At 38.8% G+C, this 16,811-nt stretch carries 14 protein-coding genes and 1 riboswitch; of the genes, 10 read left to right on the top strand and 4 right to left on the bottom strand.

Going from position 1 to position 16,811, the window contains the following annotated elements; translation table 11 throughout:
• The first annotated feature begins 57 nt into the window (after positions 1-57).
• Complete coding sequence (locus Gferi_RS05490; RefSeq protein WP_156782329.1) at positions 58-876, top strand: divergent polysaccharide deacetylase family protein; 819 nt, start codon at positions 58-60, stop codon at positions 874-876.
• Positions 877-925: 49 nt separating this feature from the next.
• On the opposite strand, the gene trhA is transcribed toward Gferi_RS05490, so the two are convergent.
• Positions 926-1,579 carry a PAQR family membrane homeostasis protein TrhA gene (gene trhA / locus Gferi_RS05485; protein ID WP_069974625.1) on the bottom strand — a complete coding sequence of 218 codons (654 nt, stop codon included), beginning with the start codon at positions 1,577-1,579 and terminating at the stop codon, positions 926-928.
• Positions 1,580-1,801: 222 nt separating this feature from the next.
• Between trhA and Gferi_RS05480 the strand changes: the two genes are divergently transcribed.
• From Gferi_RS05480 to Gferi_RS05445, 8 genes are all read left to right on the top strand, one after another.
• Positions 1,802-3,421: an S-layer homology domain-containing protein gene (locus tag Gferi_RS05480; protein ID WP_069974624.1), complete on the top strand. Its 1,620-nt coding sequence runs from the start codon at positions 1,802-1,804 to the stop codon at positions 3,419-3,421.
• A gap of 263 nt (positions 3,422-3,684) precedes the next feature.
• The gene (locus tag Gferi_RS05475; RefSeq protein WP_069974623.1) at positions 3,685-5,562 is read left to right on the top strand and encodes a sigma-54 interaction domain-containing protein; all 1,878 of its coding nucleotides are present in this window, start codon (positions 3,685-3,687) and stop codon (positions 5,560-5,562) included.
• A gap of 229 nt (positions 5,563-5,791) precedes the next feature.
• Positions 5,792-7,138 carry a diaminopimelate decarboxylase gene (gene lysA / locus Gferi_RS05470; protein ID WP_069974622.1) on the top strand — a complete coding sequence of 449 codons (1,347 nt, stop codon included), beginning with the start codon at positions 5,792-5,794 and terminating at the stop codon, positions 7,136-7,138.
• 201 nt (positions 7,139-7,339) lie between these two features.
• The gene (locus Gferi_RS05465; protein WP_069974621.1) at positions 7,340-7,960 is read left to right on the top strand and encodes a nucleoside recognition domain-containing protein; all 621 of its coding nucleotides are present in this window, start codon (positions 7,340-7,342) and stop codon (positions 7,958-7,960) included.
• An 11-nt stretch (positions 7,961-7,971) separates the two neighbouring features.
• Positions 7,972-8,511 carry a spore maturation protein gene (locus Gferi_RS05460; RefSeq protein ID WP_069974620.1) on the top strand — a complete coding sequence of 180 codons (540 nt, stop codon included), beginning with the start codon at positions 7,972-7,974 and terminating at the stop codon, positions 8,509-8,511.
• A 78-nt stretch (positions 8,512-8,589) separates the two neighbouring features.
• Positions 8,590-9,519 (top strand): S66 peptidase family protein, encoded by a 930-nt coding sequence (locus Gferi_RS05455; protein ID WP_069974619.1) that lies wholly within the window; start codon positions 8,590-8,592, stop codon positions 9,517-9,519.
• Between the two features lie 165 nt (positions 9,520-9,684).
• Positions 9,685-11,448, top strand: coding sequence for a M3 family oligoendopeptidase (locus Gferi_RS05450; RefSeq protein ID WP_069974618.1), 1,764 nt, complete (start codon positions 9,685-9,687; stop codon positions 11,446-11,448).
• A gap of 172 nt (positions 11,449-11,620) precedes the next feature.
• Positions 11,621-12,997, top strand: coding sequence for a polysaccharide deacetylase family protein (locus tag Gferi_RS05445; RefSeq protein WP_069974617.1), 1,377 nt, complete (start codon positions 11,621-11,623; stop codon positions 12,995-12,997).
• A 49-nt stretch (positions 12,998-13,046) separates the two neighbouring features.
• On the opposite strand, the gene Gferi_RS05440 is transcribed toward Gferi_RS05445, so the two are convergent.
• Together Gferi_RS05440 and Gferi_RS05435 are read right to left on the bottom strand one after the other, a co-directional pair.
• Positions 13,047-13,811: a protein-glutamine gamma-glutamyltransferase gene (locus Gferi_RS05440; protein WP_069974616.1), complete on the bottom strand. Its 765-nt coding sequence runs from the start codon at positions 13,809-13,811 to the stop codon at positions 13,047-13,049.
• A complete protein-coding gene (locus tag Gferi_RS05435; RefSeq protein WP_083273396.1) occupies positions 13,808-14,992 on the bottom strand; it encodes a hypothetical protein in 1,185 nt (394 codons plus the stop codon). The genes Gferi_RS05440 and Gferi_RS05435 overlap by 4 nt, the downstream gene beginning before the upstream one ends.
• A gap of 177 nt (positions 14,993-15,169) precedes the next feature.
• Between Gferi_RS05435 and Gferi_RS05430 the strand changes: the two genes are divergently transcribed.
• The gene (locus Gferi_RS05430) at positions 15,170-16,081 is read left to right on the top strand and encodes a CAP domain-containing protein (RefSeq protein ID WP_083273395.1); all 912 of its coding nucleotides are present in this window, start codon (positions 15,170-15,172) and stop codon (positions 16,079-16,081) included.
• Between the two features lie 142 nt (positions 16,082-16,223).
• Here the strand turns inward: Gferi_RS05430 and Gferi_RS27980 are convergent, their stop codons facing one another.
• Positions 16,224-16,400: a hypothetical protein gene (locus Gferi_RS27980; RefSeq protein ID WP_156782328.1), complete on the bottom strand. Its 177-nt coding sequence runs from the start codon at positions 16,398-16,400 to the stop codon at positions 16,224-16,226.
• A 278-nt stretch (positions 16,401-16,678) separates the two neighbouring features.
• Positions 16,679-16,804, top strand: a riboswitch (cyclic di-AMP (ydaO/yuaA leader).
• Positions 16,805-16,811: the final 7 nt, after the last annotated feature.

Below are 16,811 nucleotides of genomic sequence, written 5' to 3'. Positions count from 1 at the left end.
ACACAGATGACATAAACAGCACCTGGGAAAAATAGAATAACCTAGGGGGTGTTATTTGTGCTGGTGATTATAGATAAAAAAACAATTTATATTATGGGGATACTCATCCTTTCAATTGTTACGGGTGGAATAATGCTTTTTATAAAATCCAGCGTGCCTGTTACAACGGAGAATAGCGCAGAAGGATATATTGCTTTGGTTATAGATGATTTGGGAAATAATGCAGAGGGAACTAAGGAATTATTAAGTTTAGATATTCCTATGACGGTAGCCGTGATGCCTTTTAGACCCTACAGCCGTCAAGATGCGGAAGCTGCCCATCAAGCAGGCATGGAGGTCATCATGCATGTACCCATGCAGCCTGAAAAAGGAAAACCGGAGTGGCTTGGACCAAAAGGGATTACGGAGGATCTAAGTCAGGAAGAAATAACAGAACGGATTTATCAAGGTTTAGAAGAGATACAATATGCTGCAGGGATGAATAATCATATGGGGTCAAAGGCAATGCAGGATGAAAGAATTGTCAAGATATTGATGGAAGTAGCTAAAAATAAAAACCTTTTTTTTATAGATAGCAAGACCACGATGAAATCTGTAGCAGCCATTGTTGCAACTGATTTAGAAGTTCCCTATCTTGAGAGAGATGTATTTTTAGACCATGTAAAAAGTAAGGATGAAATTAGAAACAGTTTAAAAAAATTAGGAGATATAGCACTAAGCAGAGGATATGCAGTTGGGATTGGCCATGTAGGGGAGCAAGGTGGGAAGATTACCATGGAACAAATAAAAGCAATGATACCTGAATTAGAAAAAAAGGGCATACGGTTTGTCTATAGCTCTCAATTATTGGAGTTAAGTACATATAAAGAAAAATAGAAAAGCTGCTTGAAGAAGTTAAACTCCTTCAAGCAGCTTTTTACATCTCTTAACCCAGATATAAAACGTATCGATACATCAACCAGAAATGACAAAAACTTCCGCCCAATACAAAAAGGTGAAAAATTTCATGAAAGCCGAAAATTCTTGAATTGATTTTTGGCCACTTTGTACCGTAGATTACAGCACCAATGCTGTATAGAAGCCCCCCTGCTACCATCCAGATGATTCCGCCTACAGGGACAGTCCGAACCAAAGGAATAAAAGCAATAACCACGATCCAGCCCATAATCGTATAGATGGATGTGGACAGCCAACGGGGAGCTCCCATCCATACAGCCTTCATAATGATACCGGAAAGGGCGATGACCCAAACGCTGCTGAGCAGACTCCATCCCCATACGCCTCTAAGAGCTACTAAACAAATAGGAGTATAGGTACCGGCGATTAGTACATAAATCATCATGTGATCAATTTTTCTAAGGATTCGGATACCCTTTTCTGAAATGTTCAACAGATGATATAAAGAGCTGGCTGTGTAGAGTAAAATCATACTGGCACCAAAAATAGAAAAGGCTACGATATGCCATACCGTTGCATGGACAACCGCATAGTACACCAGTAGGATTAAGGCCAGTATCGACAAAATTGCTCCAGCCAGATGGGTTAATCCACTGACCGGTTCACGTAGTTTTACAGTCATATCATCCACTCCTGTCTAAGGGAAATTTAAGTATTTACTTATCATTATATACGAGTTAGGTGGAGTTTCATACTAAAAATTGTTAATTTTAATTGAGTATTGATAAACTGTCATCAGCAGGCAGGGAAAGCAAGGGAGACAGACGATTAGCAGATTTTTCCCGTTGCTTTATTAGTAAGGGGGATTTATGATTTTGGTAGGACAAATTAAAGGGGGAAATAGATGGGGAAGCTTTTTTCTAACAAATTAATCAAAAGCATAGGAATATTGCTGTTGATTTTAACTTTTTTACCCTATGGACAAGCTAGTGCATCGAAAACAAAATTCAATATGAGCTATTTGTATTTTGGGAGTACCAACCAGTATATAAGCTTTGTTGATAAGACAAAAGGTTCTTTGAATGTAGTATCCCCTAGTTATTTTGATTTAAATGAGGATGGGAGCTTGAAGCTGACTGCCAAAATAGACAGCAATTTTATCAAGGAGATGCATCGACGAAAAATCAAAGTGGTGCCTTTCCTGAGCAATCATTGGAGTCGAGAGGTTGCCCGGGCAGCGCTAAAAAATCGTGAGAGATTAGCTCAAGAAATTGCTGATGCAGTAGTAAAGTATAATCTGGACGGAATTAATGCCGATCTGGAAAATATCACGGAAGAAGACCAGGAAGATTATGTAGATTTTATAAAATTGTTAAGACAAAAGCTGCCTAAAGAAAAAGAGCTTTCTGTAGCAGTAATGGCAAATCCTAACGGAAGGGGAACCGGGATCAATGGAGGCCATGATTATAAAGGTTTAGCCCAGCACAGCGACTATTTAATGGTTATGGCTTATGATGAAAGCTATAGAGGGGGACCGGCAGGACCTGTAGCCAGCATGAACTTTGTAGAAAAATCTATACAGTATGCGGTAAAACAAGTACCAGCCGACAAGGTTGTTCTTGGAATTCCATTCTACGGACGGTATTGGAATGCAGCCGAGTCTACAGGAGGTTATGGGATTCATTTATCACAAATCGATGCGCTGCTTAGCAAATATAAGCATGTAGTGACTTTTGATGATAAGAGTAAATCTCCGAAAGCCACTTTTACCATAAAAGCTGAAGATGAAAAGTTTTCAGTGCTTGGAAGAGAGCTTGAACCGGGAAACTATACTGTATGGTATGAAAACGAAGAATCCATTAAATACAAGCTGCGTTTGGTACAGAAATATAATATCAAAGGTACCGGCAGCTGGAGCCTGGGACAGGAAAATGCTCAGGTTTGGAACTATTATCACTTGTGGCTGAATGGCCGGTACTATTCAGATATCGACAACCATTGGGCGCAGGATGCTATCTTGGAAATGGACATTAGAGGCTGGATGAAAGGAACCTCCAGTACCCAGTTTTCACCAAGCCGTACTTTAAATAGAGCAGAGACCGTTGAAATTTTAGTAAAGGCTATGGGTCTGCAGGATAAAACTGTAAGCAGCCAATCTTTTAAAGATGTACCGAAGAGTCATTGGGCTTGGCGGGAAATAGAGATCGCAAAAGAATATGGTATGATCCAAGGAAAAGGAAATGGAATCTTTGCACCTGGTGAAGTATTAACACGGGAGCAAGTGGCTGCCATGTTGGATAATCTTTTACCGGAAGAAGCAACAGCAACGCAGCAAAACCGGTTTAAGGATATGACTCCTTTGGATTGGTCCTATGGAGCTGTATCTATGATGAGCAATCGGGGCGTTATCAATGGCTTTGAGGACGGAACCTTCAGACCGAAGGAAAAGATCACGCGAGCACAGATGGCGGCCATGATGCAAAAAATGATTCCGCTGCTGGAGAACATTCCTTTAAACCAGTAGAAAAAATCTGCAGGCTTTAGTGCTTGCAGATTTTTTTATTGTCTAAGAGCAATTTTTTCATGAAAAACATGTTGCTGTCCATCCGGACGTAAGGTTAATGGTGCAGTGAGAAAGCCTATAATTGTCAAATTAAGGTTTTAGAATATTTAGGTTATCCAAATAAAGGAATATAGCCATATATGTTATAATATACACAGGAAAATCTCATCTTTTGTAAAAACAACAGATGGAGGATAAAAGCATTATATCGAAGGGGTGAAAAGATGTTTACGCATAATTCCTATATTCATCAGTTTACGGATATGATGTCAGAGGGTTTTATTTTTATAGATCATCAGGGAAACATCCAGATATATAATCGGAAGGCAAAGGAAATTTTTGGCGTTATACACAATCAGGGAATCGGACATGAAGCCGGAAGACTGGAGCCAGATGACATTGTGATCATTGCAGACAATTGTTTAGGTAAGGATGACGGAGGTTTAACACCAAAGGACTTATCTATACTAGGGATCAGAGATAAAGGTCTGGAAATGGGAGATAGTATCATTGCAATAGGAGTCTATAAAGGAGAGAAGATTTTACCAGTCTACAAATATCGGAAGGGACATGAAAACTGGGATACGCTGAACCTGGAAGCGTACTATTGTGACCTGGATATAGATGTGAGTATTGATAATCGAAATCGAGAGATACACATTTGCGTCAACCAACAGGATTTTTACATTGAATTTGTCAATTCTATCGGACATATCGTAATTGTAGAAGGACAAACCCAAAAGGTGAAGTTTTACCAGTCGAGGGGTTATACGGTAAGGGGAGAAAGCATTGGAGATATTCTGAAAGGAAAACCCTACCGGGCAAAGGGGAAGGGAACAGAAGAATTGAATGTAATTGGCAAAAACATTTTTGAGATACACATGGGAGGACCCACGATCAATGAATTTTATGATGCGGCTACTGGAAAGGATTTGCATTATCGGGATAAATTCCGTGAAATCAATGGAAGGTCCACTTTATGTACCCTATTGCCTGTAGATCATGAAGGAAAGCGTATGGGTGCGGTATTAAAGGTAGAAGATATTTCAGAGCTTCGAAGGGTCATTCGAGAAAGAGATGAAGCGCTAAAGAGTGTAGATGAAATGGAACGGAAGCTTCGGGACCATAAAACCGAAAACTACTTGTTCCCGGAAATAACCGGGGAGAGTCAGGAACTTTTCTACGCAAAAAAATTAGCCTATAAAGCCTCAAAAACAAACTCTACAGTACTGCTTTTGGGGGAAAGCGGTACGGGGAAGACGCTATTTGCACGGGCCATTCATGATGAGAGTAAATATCATAATCAGCCATTTGTTCATATCAATTGTGCCTCTATTCCTGAAAATCTACTGGAAAGTGAGCTTTTTGGCTATGAAAAAGGTGCTTTTACCGGTGCGAAAAATGAGGGGAAAATAGGTCTATTTGAGGCAGCTAGAGGTGGGACAATCTTTTTGGATGAAATCGGAGAACTGACACCTTATCTTCAAGGGAAGCTGCTGCAAGCATTGCAAAGTAAAACCTTTATCCCTGTAGGCGGAACAAAAACGATTACAGTGGAGGTTAGAATTATTGCGGCTACAAATAAAAATTTAGAGGAAGAAATGCTTCAGGGCAGATTTCGAGAGGATTTATATTATCGTATTAATGTATTTCCCATCATGATTCCACCGCTCCGACAAAGAAAGCAAGATATCCACTCTTTGGTTTATGCGCTTCTTCCAAAAATTTGTGAACGAATTGGAAGCGGGAAGAAAGCTATCTCAGGAGAAGCATTGCAGGCTTTGGTTTATTATGACTGGCCCGGAAATATCCGGGAACTGGAAAATGTCTTGGAAAGAGCAGCCAACATTGCAGAAGGAAGTACCATTTTATCTAGCCATCTGGCAATCCCAAGAGATAAAAGACAGATATCCGAAAAGTCAAACCAGATTCGCTCGATAAAGGAGGTTTTAGAGGAAACAGAAAGAAAAGCGATTGAAAGGGCGCTTAGAATTTCCGGAGGAAAAAAACAGGCAGCTATGAAGGCCTTGGGGATCGGCAAAACACAATTCTATGAGAAATTGAAGAAATATAAATTAGATAGTTCGGAAAACAGGAATTAAGTTCGGAAATCCGTAATACTATGCTTGGACTGCATTTTTCTACATTTCTAATAAAATTATAATAGAATAGCTCTGCGATGATTCCGGAAAATCGGAAATTTAAAATGGATGAATTTTTAAAAGCAAGTAACGATGCCATTTGAATGAGATGTAATACATTGGCATAATACTTGCTTTTTTAGATTAAGATAATTTTAAATAAGGAATATTAGCAGAGGGAGATGAAGAGATGATGGAAAGAATTGTCGATGGAGGCAGATTTATTTTTGACGGATGCAATACGGTTAAACTGGCAGAAAAATATGGAACTCCTCTGTATGTGATGTCGGAAAATATTATTAGAAGCAGATGTAGAGAGGTACGGGGAGACTTTATTGATAAATATGAAAATGTAAGGGCAGTCTATGCGGGAAAAGCCTTCCTGACAATGACGATGTGCAAGATTATTGAAAGCGAAGGTTTGGGATTAGATGTTGTATCCGGAGGAGAATTATATACTGCTGTAAAGGCCGGATTTCCTATGGAAAATGTGATATTCCATGGCAATAACAAAACACCGGAAGAACTTCAGTTAGGTGTTAATCATAATGTGGGAAGATTTGTGATAGACAACCTGTATGAATTGGAGCTTTTACAGGCAATTGCCAAGGAATCCGATAAAAAGGTAAAAGTTCTTTTTAGGGTATCTCCAGGTGTTCAAGGAAAAACGCACAAATATATCAGTACAGGTCAAAAAGACTCAAAGTTTGGCATTTCCCTTGATATGGAAATCATTACAGATGCTGTAAAAAAAGCTATGGATTATAGTCACATAGAATTGAAAGGATTTCATTTTCATCTAGGATCCCAATTGTTTGAAAATCATATTTATGTTACAGGTATACAAACGATCGTACAGTTAATGAAATATATGCAGGAAGAGATCGGTTTTTCCGCAGAGGAATTGAATGTAGGAGGAGGATTTGGAATATATTATACAGAGGCAGATCAGCCAAAGGCCTTAGCTTTTTTTGTAGATACGATAATGGCGACGGCAAAAGCGGCGTGCAGCGAAGCCGGCTTAAAGCTGCCACAGGTCATCATCGAACCGGGCAGATGGATTGTAGGGGAGGCCGGAATTACACTTTACACAGTGGGTGTGGTTAAAGAAATTCCTGGAATTCGGACCTATGTAGGTGTAGATGGAGGAATGCCGGATAACCCTAGACCGGCTCTATATGATGCGAAATATGAAGCAATTGTAGCAAATAAGGCGGATCAACCGCTAGAACAAACCGTAACGATAGCTGGTAAGTGCTGTGAATCAGGAGATATCCTTATATGGGATTTACAAGTACCAAAAATTGAACCGGGTGATTTGCTTGCAGTACTTCATACGGGAGCCTATAACTATTCTATGGCAAGCAATTATAACCGTATTCCAAAGCCTGCTGTTGTACTGGTGTCCGACGGAAAGGCTGGCGTAATTGTAGAGAGAGAAAATTACGAGGATTTGTTACGCCAGGAAAGAATTCCACAGTATCTGATGAAAGAAGAGCAGGAGAGTATTGAAAAATGTGCTATTACAGTACTGTAGGTAATGGTTTTCATTTTACGGGCGGATTTCTGACAACAGTGGAAAACTACTGCTTCAAGAAATAAGATAATGATTTTTTCAGAGAGAGGAGGCTCAAATATAAAACTTCATATAGCTTATAAGCTGCAGGAGGTGGCATTTTCAAAAAACAAAACTAAATCAAGAATTTTTTAAGAAGAAGAAAAGGGGGATGAAACTGCTATGATTAATGTTATTTGGTTTTTATTATTGGCGACGGGAATTATTGTTGGGGCAATCAATGGAAACATGGATGCAGTGACTGAAGCAGCAATCAATAGTGCAAAAACAGGAGTAGACTTATCTTTAGGACTTATAGGTGTTATGGCCTTATGGCTTGGAATCATGAAAATAGCTGAAGAATCCGGTATTATTAAATCTGTTGCGAAGGCACTCCGATTTATAATGGTGCCTTTATTTCCAGACGTTCCTTCCGATCATCCTGCTATGGGAGCAATGATTATGAACATGGCGGCAAATGTACTGGGGCTGGGAAATGCTGCTACGCCATTGGGATTAAAAGCGATGCAGGAACTACAAAAGCTAAATCCTAATAAGGATACAGCTACAAATGCAATGTGTACTTTCTTAGCTATCAATACTTCTTCTGTAACGCTTATTCCAGCATCTGTAATTGCATTAAGAGCTTCCGCAGAATCTGCAAATGCCGCTGAAATCATTGGACCAACCATTGTTGCAACAGTGGCATCAACAGCAGCTGCGATAATAGCAGTTAAGCTTTTGCAAAAACTGCCAGCATTTCAGATCAAACCAGAGCAATTTGAAGAAGCTGTAAAGGAATAGGGGGAAAGATTATGTTTATGGAAATTATTTCAGGAATTTCAACATATGCAATACCGTTTATATTACTGGCAATACCTACATATGCATTTGTTAAAAAAGTTAAAGTTTATGAATCCTTTACGGATGGTGCAAAAGAAGGGTTTGAAACAGCCGTTAGAATCATACCTTATTTGGTAGCTATGTTGGTAGCTATCGGAGTGTTTAGAGCGTCAGGAGCAATGGATGTTGTAACAAGTATTTTGAGTCCTATTACAAACCTAATCGGTATGCCTGCCGAAGTGTTGCCGATGGCATTGATGAGACCTTTATCAGGCGGAGGTGCAACTGGAATTATGAGTGATTTAATAACGAATCACGGCCCAGATTCATTAATTGGACGTATGGCATCGATCATGATGGGTTCAACAGAAACAACCTTCTATGTATTGGCAGTTTATTTTGGAGCTGTAGCGATCAAAAAGACAAGGCATGCCCTGCCTGCGGGCTTAATAGCCGATGGAGTAGGACTCATTACAGCAGTAATTGTTACGAGGCTAATGTTTGGCGCATAGGAAACGATAATACCATAGAATATCATTGAGGGCTGTCATATGGCCCTCAATGATTTAGTGTATAGGGGGAAAACAGAGATGGTAAGAGGAAAGGCGTTAAAATTTGGAGATACCATTGGTGTAGTTGCACCAGCTAGTCCTACGCCGAAGGAAAGGGTAAAACTAGCTCAAGAGCAGCTGGAAGTCCTAGGGTTTAAGGTGAAAATGGGAAAAAGCTGCTATGCTGCCCGGGGATATTTATCTGGAAGTGATAAGAGCAGAGCAGAAGACCTAAATCAAATGTTTATGGATCCAGCTGTCGATGGCATTATGTGTTTGAGAGGAGGCTATGGTACTCCTAAAATTTTAAATCTACTGGATTATAATATGATTCGTAATAATCCCAAGGTATTTATAGGCTATAGTGATATTACAACAATCCATACTGCTATCCAGCAAAAATGTGAACTGATTACTTTTCATGGACCTATGGCCTCATCGGATCTAGCCGATGGAATTGATGATTTTTCTAAGAACTCTCTACTAAAGGCAGTGATGCAGCCGGAACCCATGGGAGATATACAAAACCCTCATGGCGAAGTAGTCCAATGTCTAAAGGAAGGTAAAGCAGAGGGACAGCTAATTGGGGGAAATCTTGCGCTGATTGCAGCAACGATGGGAACGCCCTATGAGATTAATACAAAAGGAAAAATATTATTTTTAGAAGATATTGGAGAAGAACCTTACCGGGTTGACAGAATGCTGACACAATTAGCGTTGGCAGGTAAATTTGAGGATGCTGCAGGCATCATCCTTGGAGATTGGAATGATTGTGAGCCTAAAAACCCATTAGAGAGTTTGAGTCTCATAGAGGTTTTTGAAGAGATCCTCTTGCCTTATCAAAAACCTACTGTACTGAATTTTAAGATCGGCCACTGCACCCCAAAAATAACAGTTCCTATAGGCGTAAATGCTTTATTGGATGCAGGGCAGAGAAAATTAATCATTACAGAGGCGGCTGTTCAATAAATAAATCCTGTTGTTGAGAGACAACAGGATTTGCTTATTTTTATAAATAAAATTACCATAGAAATATTTGGTATTTTAAAGAGCATAATATATAATAGAGGTTAGGCTTGTGAAGTAAGAAATTTCAAACAAAATGCTAGATTGATTTTAGGAGGTTTGAAGCTTATGAGATGGAATTTGGATGCGCTATATCCAAGCTTTAGTGGTGAGAATTTTAAAGAAGATTTAAAAAGCTGCAGAGAAATGATTGATAAAATGAAGGAATGGACAGAAAAGCATCTATGTAATGATGAAAATTCACAAAAGAAGATGGAAACTTTTTTGCATATGGAAAATGAATTTCTTCAGCAGTTTACTAGAATTTACAACTTTGCTGAATTGACACTAAGCGTAGAGGCAAAGAATGAAACAGCAATGCAAGTGGTAGAACAGCTGGAAAATGATTTAACGGAGCTAACAAAGCCCCAGGTTCTGTTTCAGAAGTGGTTAGCAGCATTAGAAAACTTAGAAGAATTGATTTCGGCCTCAAAATTTCTAAAAGAACATGAATATTATCTTCAGGAATTGTGTGAAAAAAGTCAATATTTATTAAGTGAGCAGGAGGAGCTGCTGATTGCAAAAATGAAAAATACAGGGTCCGGTGCATGGACTAAGCTGCAGGAACTATTAACCTCCACCCTGTTAGTAGATATTGAGAAAGATGGAGAAACGAAGCAATTGCCGTTGCCAGTGGTGAGAAACATGGCTTATGAGGGTGACCCGGCTATAAGAAGAAACGCTTATGATGCAGAATTAAAAGCTTATGAAAAAATTGAGGTTTCTTCTGCTGCTTGCCTGAACGGAATTAAAGGTGAAGTCATTACGTTAAGTAAAATCCGTGGATATGCTTCTCCTTTAAAGAAAACTCTCTTAGATTCGAGAATGGAGCAAGAAACCTTAGAGGCAATGCTTGCGGCCATACAGGAAAAACTTCCGTCCTTTCATCGCTACTATCAGAAAAAGGCAGAATTGTTAGGCCATGGAAAGGGGCTGCCCTTTTACGATCTATTTGCTCCTATGGGAGAAGTGAATATGCGTTTTAGCTATGAAGAAGCAAGAGCCTTTATTGTGAATAACTTTAAAAGCTTTAGCAACAGATTATCAGACTATGCAGAAAAGGCATTTGAAAGGCAATGGATTGATGCGGAACCGAGAGAAGGAAAGCGAGGAGGGGCTTTTTGTGCAAATCTTCACAGCATCAAGGAGAGCAGAATTCTAGCAAACTTTACAGGAAGCTTTAATGATGTTATGACACTAGCCCATGAACTGGGTCATGGATACCATGGGGAATGCTTAAAAGAGGAAACCCATTTAAACAGCGACTACCCAATGCCCATCGCGGAAACTGCCTCTATCTTCTGTGAAACCATCATAAAAGATGCTGCCTTAAAGCAGGCTTCTAAAGAAGAATCTTTCTCTATATTGGAAAGCAGTTTATCAGGAGCAGGACAGGTAATCGTGGATATATACAGCCGGTATTTGTTTGAAAGTGAGCTTTTCTACAAAAGAGAATCAGGCTCTCTCTCCGTACGGGAACTAAAAGAGATGATGCTTGAAGCGCAGAGGCTGGCCTATGGGCAGGGATTGGATCATCAATGGCTTCATCCGTATATGTGGGTTGTTAAACCTCACTACTATAGTGCAGAATACAATTTCTACAATTTTCCCTATGCCTTTGGCCTATTATTTGCAAAGGGACTTTATGCAAAATATCTGGAAATGGGCAGTGAATTTGTAGAAATTTATGATAAATTATTAGCGGTAACAGGGAAAAATAGCATTGCAGCGGTAGGTCGCATAGTGGACGTGGATGTGCGAAGTAAAGATTTTTGGCTGGCATCCTTACGATTATTAGAAGCGGACATAGAAAAATTCATAGCACTCAAATAAGACAAAAAAATCAGCTCTGCAGGATATCTTCCTGCAGAGCTGATTTTTTCTATAATGAATCTATGTAATACAATTGTAACGAAAATGTCAAATAGTGTCTATAGCGTATAAAATATCCTATATGCTATTCTATAATTATCTAATAATAGAAAAGGGCTAAGGGGTAACCGCTATGAACTTATTAACAAGGGGAATGAAACGGATTTCTGTGTTAAGTCTTATTTTTTTTGTATTAATTGCAATTGTTGGAAGCCAAAGCTATGCACAGCGGACTGCCAGCAGTTGGGCCCGCGCTGCCGTGGATGGCATGGAGCAAAATGGGGTTGCGGATCAAAGAATCATGGGAAATCTCAGACAAAATATTTCAAGGGAAGAATTTGCGTTACTGACTGTAAATCTATATCAAAAATCCACTTGTAAACCTTTAAAGCAGCCGAAAGAAGAACCTTTCCATGATATTGCCTCCAGCAGTTATCGGCGAGAGATTGGCCAAGCTTATGAGTTAGGATTGGTAAAGGGCATTGGTGAAGGCAAGTATAATCCGAGGGGTACAATTACGAGACAAGAGATTGCAGTATTGCTTTATAATACGTTAAAGATCTTGGCGCCTAATGATGATTTTGATATAAATGATGATTTGATTTTTGAGGACAACCAGGAAATCGCATACTGGGCAAGGCCAGCCATTGTCTACCTTTACAAAAAAGATATTATGAAAGGAACCGGAAATTTGAGGATTGACCCAAAGGGAAATACAACACGGGAACAGGCACTTACCCTTGTATATAAATTGGCGATGGAGAAGAAATTTATTCAACACCTGGAAGGCATGGAGTATGCTCAAAAGGTTCCTGTGCTGGTATATCATCATTTGTTAAAGAATGAAGAAAATAAACAGTTTCTTAATAACTCCGCCGTATTGTCTGTGGAGAGGTTTGAGGAGCAAATGAAGATGCTTTATGACAATGGGTATAAAACGATAACCTTAGGACAATTAGAAAGCTTTGTAAAAGGACATATTAGACTGCCTAAGAAAAGTGTTGTGATTACCTTTGATGATGGATACCTAAGCAATTATCTCTACGCCTACCCAATTTTAAAGCAGTATGGCTATACCGCAGCCATATTTATGATCACAGAGGTGATTCCTAGTTCTCCCCAGCACTTTAATCCTGACAAATTAAACTATATGAGCTGGATTGAGATGGAGAAGAGTGAAGATTGCTTTGAATTTCCTGCTCATACCCATGGACTGCATCACCTTAATAATAAAAACATCAGTTTTCTTGTAAGCCAGCCAAAAGAAATTATAGAAAAAGATTTAGCACTAAATAGACAGCTATTGAACACAACGTATTTTGCCTATCCATATGGCCAATATAACCGGACGACGATCGGTATACTCAAGCAGCTGGGATACAGCATGGCTTTTAATACAAAACCAGGATATGTAAAATCTGGAGATGCACCTTATGAGCTTAAAAGATTTAGTATTAGTCCTGCAGTAACTATGGAAGAGTTTAAAAAGATTGTTGAAACTAGCAAATAATATAAAAATAGCGAAGAAACTGTTCTTTATTGAACAGTTTCTCTTTTTGTTATACAGAAACAAAACGATTATACAGAGAAGCGAGACGCACAAAGTCTAAACGATTAACAGAATTCATCAAATATGCAGATTCGGTAGCGCCCGGTCTTCTATTTTGATTTAAAGCGGCAATGATTCCATCTATTGTCTTTATGCCAATCCCATGGCCATAATAAAATCCGTTACCCAAATCAATTGCATTTTCTCCTTGCCATTCAGGAGTCGAAGGGTTTACATCTGGATTTCTAACATATCTACAGTCGCCGGGCAAGTAATCTATAGGGTTTCTAAAATAGCTAATACCAAGATTGTTATCTAAGTTCTGCCAATTCATCAAGTTTATTCTAGGGAATAGTCTATTAAAGATTTCATCAGGAAATACATTTAGAACGGCTTTAAAGTAAACAATGACAATTGCCGTAGCACATTCGGTTCCATATCTGGATCCGTTTCTGAAAATATCTCGAATGGCTTCCGATGGAGGAACTCCTTCTTTTGTTGAAAAGCCGCCGTCTTCATCGCGGTTCCAATAAGCTGGATTACACACGGATCTACGAAAAGTACGAAAAGAAAGGCCGCTATAAAAGAGTTCCCTAGAAGCACTCACCACATTTGCCCGTAGCTCTAGTTCAAATTTAAAGTGATCTAAAGATTGGTACCGGTAAACTTGATTGCTGGAAGATAGTATTTCAATGACTTTTCTTTCTACACTATTGGTTGGATACTGATTGACAAAATCGTTTGGAAGGGTAGTATTACCTGCATATATGGTCATAGTCCCCCTCCTGTTCTAGCTTTAGCTATTTTTATTTGCTCAGCAATAGGATATTGGAGCCACATTTTCCACGAGGAAAGGTTCATTTGATGAAGTGAAAATGAGAAGTCTGAGAGTAAAACCTTATGGTTCATATCCAGCTTATTAAATGCATCTAGAAGTTGGTAATCTTTATTTGTTAAGGACTCCAGAACGCTGTTTTTATCTCTATAAAGTGTTTTACATAAGTATTTGGCTTCTAGAACGATAACATAGGGGATAGGGCTATTGCGCTGTTGCATACTTTCGCCTGTATAGTGTAGAAAGGGACTATTATCATGGAGCCAGTTAACAATGTAGGAATACTGTTGTTCTGCATCTATATGATTACTTTTATGCAATCCCGGCACAAAACCTAAAAGTTTGCGGGCAAATTCTGCATCTTTTTTATGACCTGACTTTAGACGATTCGCTATTAAAACCAAGCTCTGAGGATCACGGGCTTCAAAGAATGCCCAGACTAAATCATGGTTTAGGCGGCCACTTCTATTTCTTTCGAAAATCATGTCTGCTACTGTAGAAAGAATCGTCTTTTCATGGAAGAGTTCTATTAGAAATACTGCTGCGATATCTATTACTGCATCATGATCGCTGTGTAAGCCATCATGTACAGATCCTGTTTCTACAATCCATTTGAGTGCAGAATGAACAGCGTGGATATCATCACAGGAGGAGAAATCAATAGAGTGATTTTCCATTTTGCGTGACAATATATCATCGGTCAAGATGAGGGCTATTTTGTTACGAAGGTTTAGACCTTCAAATAGAGCCAACTCTCTAATGTGGTCACGAAGTTTAAATAAAGCAGAAAAGGATATATCTTCATCATTTACCACATTCAGCGCTTCCTGCGTATTTGTTTCTATCAATTTATGAAAAGCATCAGTTACTTGATTCAGTTCCCGGAGCGTGATAGATTTGTTGACATTGTACGCTGTATCTAATTTTCCTACTGATAAATAATATTCCGAGAGATCGGTATTATTTGCCACAGTTTTTGAGGGAGGCAGCAGGAATTTATTGCTGTAGTTGTTTGGGTAATATATATTATTTGTCATTGGATAGTAGGGATATGTTGCAGGCCGCATGTCGGAATAATAGGCGTTATAAGGGAAAGGCCTAGGCGTGTAATATGGAAACATCTATTTATCACCCCACACATTTTTAATATCAATTCATAATATGAGAAAGTTAAAAATGTGTTCATATGGAGAAGGTTTTTTTATTTATCATTACTTTACTTATTTGCTAAATCTTACATTATCCTAAAAAATTATTAATTTTCACGGGTCGGAAATAATATTAATGAGGTGATGAAAATGAAAAAAATGCTAATAATATTTGTTGCAGTCATGCTAATATTTACAGCATGTGCTCCCCAACAGAGACCCCAACAAAGACCGCAAGAAGGACAACAAGAAAGAGCGGCTACACCCCAGCAGGATCTAGAGACTAATGAATCATCAATTACACAAATGGAAAGGGTGAGAAACTGTAGAATTACGGACAGTACCGTAGATGTTAAGGCAGGTACAGGAGAAGGATTTCGGACAATTGGAACCCTTCGTCAAAATCAAGAAGTAAATGTACTGGATCAAGTGGGCGACTGGTATATTATTCAAATGAATAACAATGAAGTAGGCGCTATAGATGCAACAAAGGCGACTCCTATCATAAAGGAAGGAGATAACCTGGGAAATCAGCCGGTACAGCAACCGCAAGTTGCACAGCAGCCCAATGAAGCACAGCAGCAAAGGATACCGCAGCAAGAAGCCCAACAGACACCACAAACGCAACAAGGCCAACAGCCGCAAACGCAGCAGGCACCTGCCACTCAGAGACTGAGTACGCAAGAACAACAGATGGTAGACTTAGTAAACCGGGAAAGAGCAAAGAATGGGCTGGCAGCTCTAACCGTAGATTTAGAAGTTGCAAAAGTAGCAGGAATCAAGTCGCAGGATATGGTGGATAATAACTACTTTAGCCACAATTCACCAACCTATGGAAGTCCTTTTGATATGTTAAAAAAATTCGGAATTAGTTATTTGCATGCAGGAGAAAATCTAGCAGGAAATGCTACGGTAGAAAAAGCGCACAATGCGTTGATGAATTCAAGCGGTCACAGGCAAAATATTCTTAGTCCGAATTTTACCCATATAGGGATTGGCGTAAGACCGAGTGGGAAATACGGATATATCTATACGCAAATGTTTATTAGTAAGCCTAGATAAAGCAAAACCTATTCAAAATAAAAGTCCAAAAGAGAAGATGACTTCCTTTGGATTTTTATTTTTATTATTAACATAGGGCAAATCAGGATTGCGACTTTAGGCATATTTGTACATTCTTTGTTATTCTGTAAGTATTATAAGGTTATCGCAGGTACCCTTTATAGCATGATTGTGTGTATGCATAGATGGCAGAGTTAATTAATCGACCGATGGATTGTACATTGGGATCCTGTAAATTCCAATGAGATTCTTCAATTAATATGTACATTGCATTTCTAAGAATACTAATCTCATCTAATAAATCAAATGATCTGTACAAAAAAACACCTCCTATTGATCTATATTTATGAATAACTACAAAAAATATTTCATAAAATGAAGATTTTTATTGTGGAGTACTTTATTCTAAGGATATATAAATTTTAAGATAAATATGAACAAATAATTCAAGCAATGATACCTATCGAATTAACGAGATCGAGAGAAAATTATGAAGGAATCGATACGTAATTTCGTTGAATCGAATCCAACATATTGGATGATTAAATATACGCTAAAGGACTGTATTTGACCATTACACGTCATAGGACTATAATCTAACATGATACGCTTAGTTCCATATGGAAGCGGGGGAACCAAATCATGGGGCGAATTCCGAAAGGATAGGATAACTCTTTCAATCCGAGCCCGTCAGCTAACCTCGTAGGCGTTGAAAGAGGAGACCTAGTGG

It is taken from the genome of Geosporobacter ferrireducens, assembly GCF_001750685.1.
GTDB lineage: Bacteria > Bacillota > Clostridia > Peptostreptococcales > Thermotaleaceae > Geosporobacter > Geosporobacter ferrireducens.
Note: the sequence above shows the minus strand (reverse complement) of the source record. Positions and strands in the feature narration are given on the sequence as shown.

Excerpts from the sequence above, each read along its gene's own strand:
- trhA (WP_069974625.1), bottom strand. The coding sequence starts at position 1,579 with ATGACTGTAAAACTACGTGAACCGGTCAGTGGATTAACCCATCTGGCT.
- Gferi_RS05480 (WP_069974624.1), top strand. The coding sequence starts at position 1,802 with ATGGGGAAGCTTTTTTCTAACAAATTAATCAAAAGCATAGGAATATTG.
- Gferi_RS05475 (WP_069974623.1), top strand. The coding sequence starts at position 3,685 with ATGTTTACGCATAATTCCTATATTCATCAGTTTACGGATATGATGTCA.
- lysA (WP_069974622.1), top strand. The coding sequence starts at position 5,792 with ATGATGGAAAGAATTGTCGATGGAGGCAGATTTATTTTTGACGGATGC.
- Gferi_RS05465 (WP_069974621.1), top strand. The coding sequence starts at position 7,340 with ATGATTAATGTTATTTGGTTTTTATTATTGGCGACGGGAATTATTGTT.
- Gferi_RS05460 (WP_069974620.1), top strand. The coding sequence starts at position 7,972 with ATGTTTATGGAAATTATTTCAGGAATTTCAACATATGCAATACCGTTT.
- Gferi_RS05455 (WP_069974619.1), top strand. The coding sequence starts at position 8,590 with ATGGTAAGAGGAAAGGCGTTAAAATTTGGAGATACCATTGGTGTAGTT.
- Gferi_RS05450 (WP_069974618.1), top strand. The coding sequence starts at position 9,685 with ATGAGATGGAATTTGGATGCGCTATATCCAAGCTTTAGTGGTGAGAAT.
- Gferi_RS05445 (WP_069974617.1), top strand. The coding sequence starts at position 11,621 with ATGAACTTATTAACAAGGGGAATGAAACGGATTTCTGTGTTAAGTCTT.
- Gferi_RS05440 (WP_069974616.1), bottom strand. The coding sequence starts at position 13,811 with ATGACCATATATGCAGGTAATACTACCCTTCCAAACGATTTTGTCAAT.
- Gferi_RS05435 (WP_083273396.1), bottom strand. The coding sequence starts at position 14,992 with ATGTTTCCATATTACACGCCTAGGCCTTTCCCTTATAACGCCTATTAT.
- Gferi_RS05430 (WP_083273395.1), top strand. The coding sequence starts at position 15,170 with ATGAAAAAAATGCTAATAATATTTGTTGCAGTCATGCTAATATTTACA.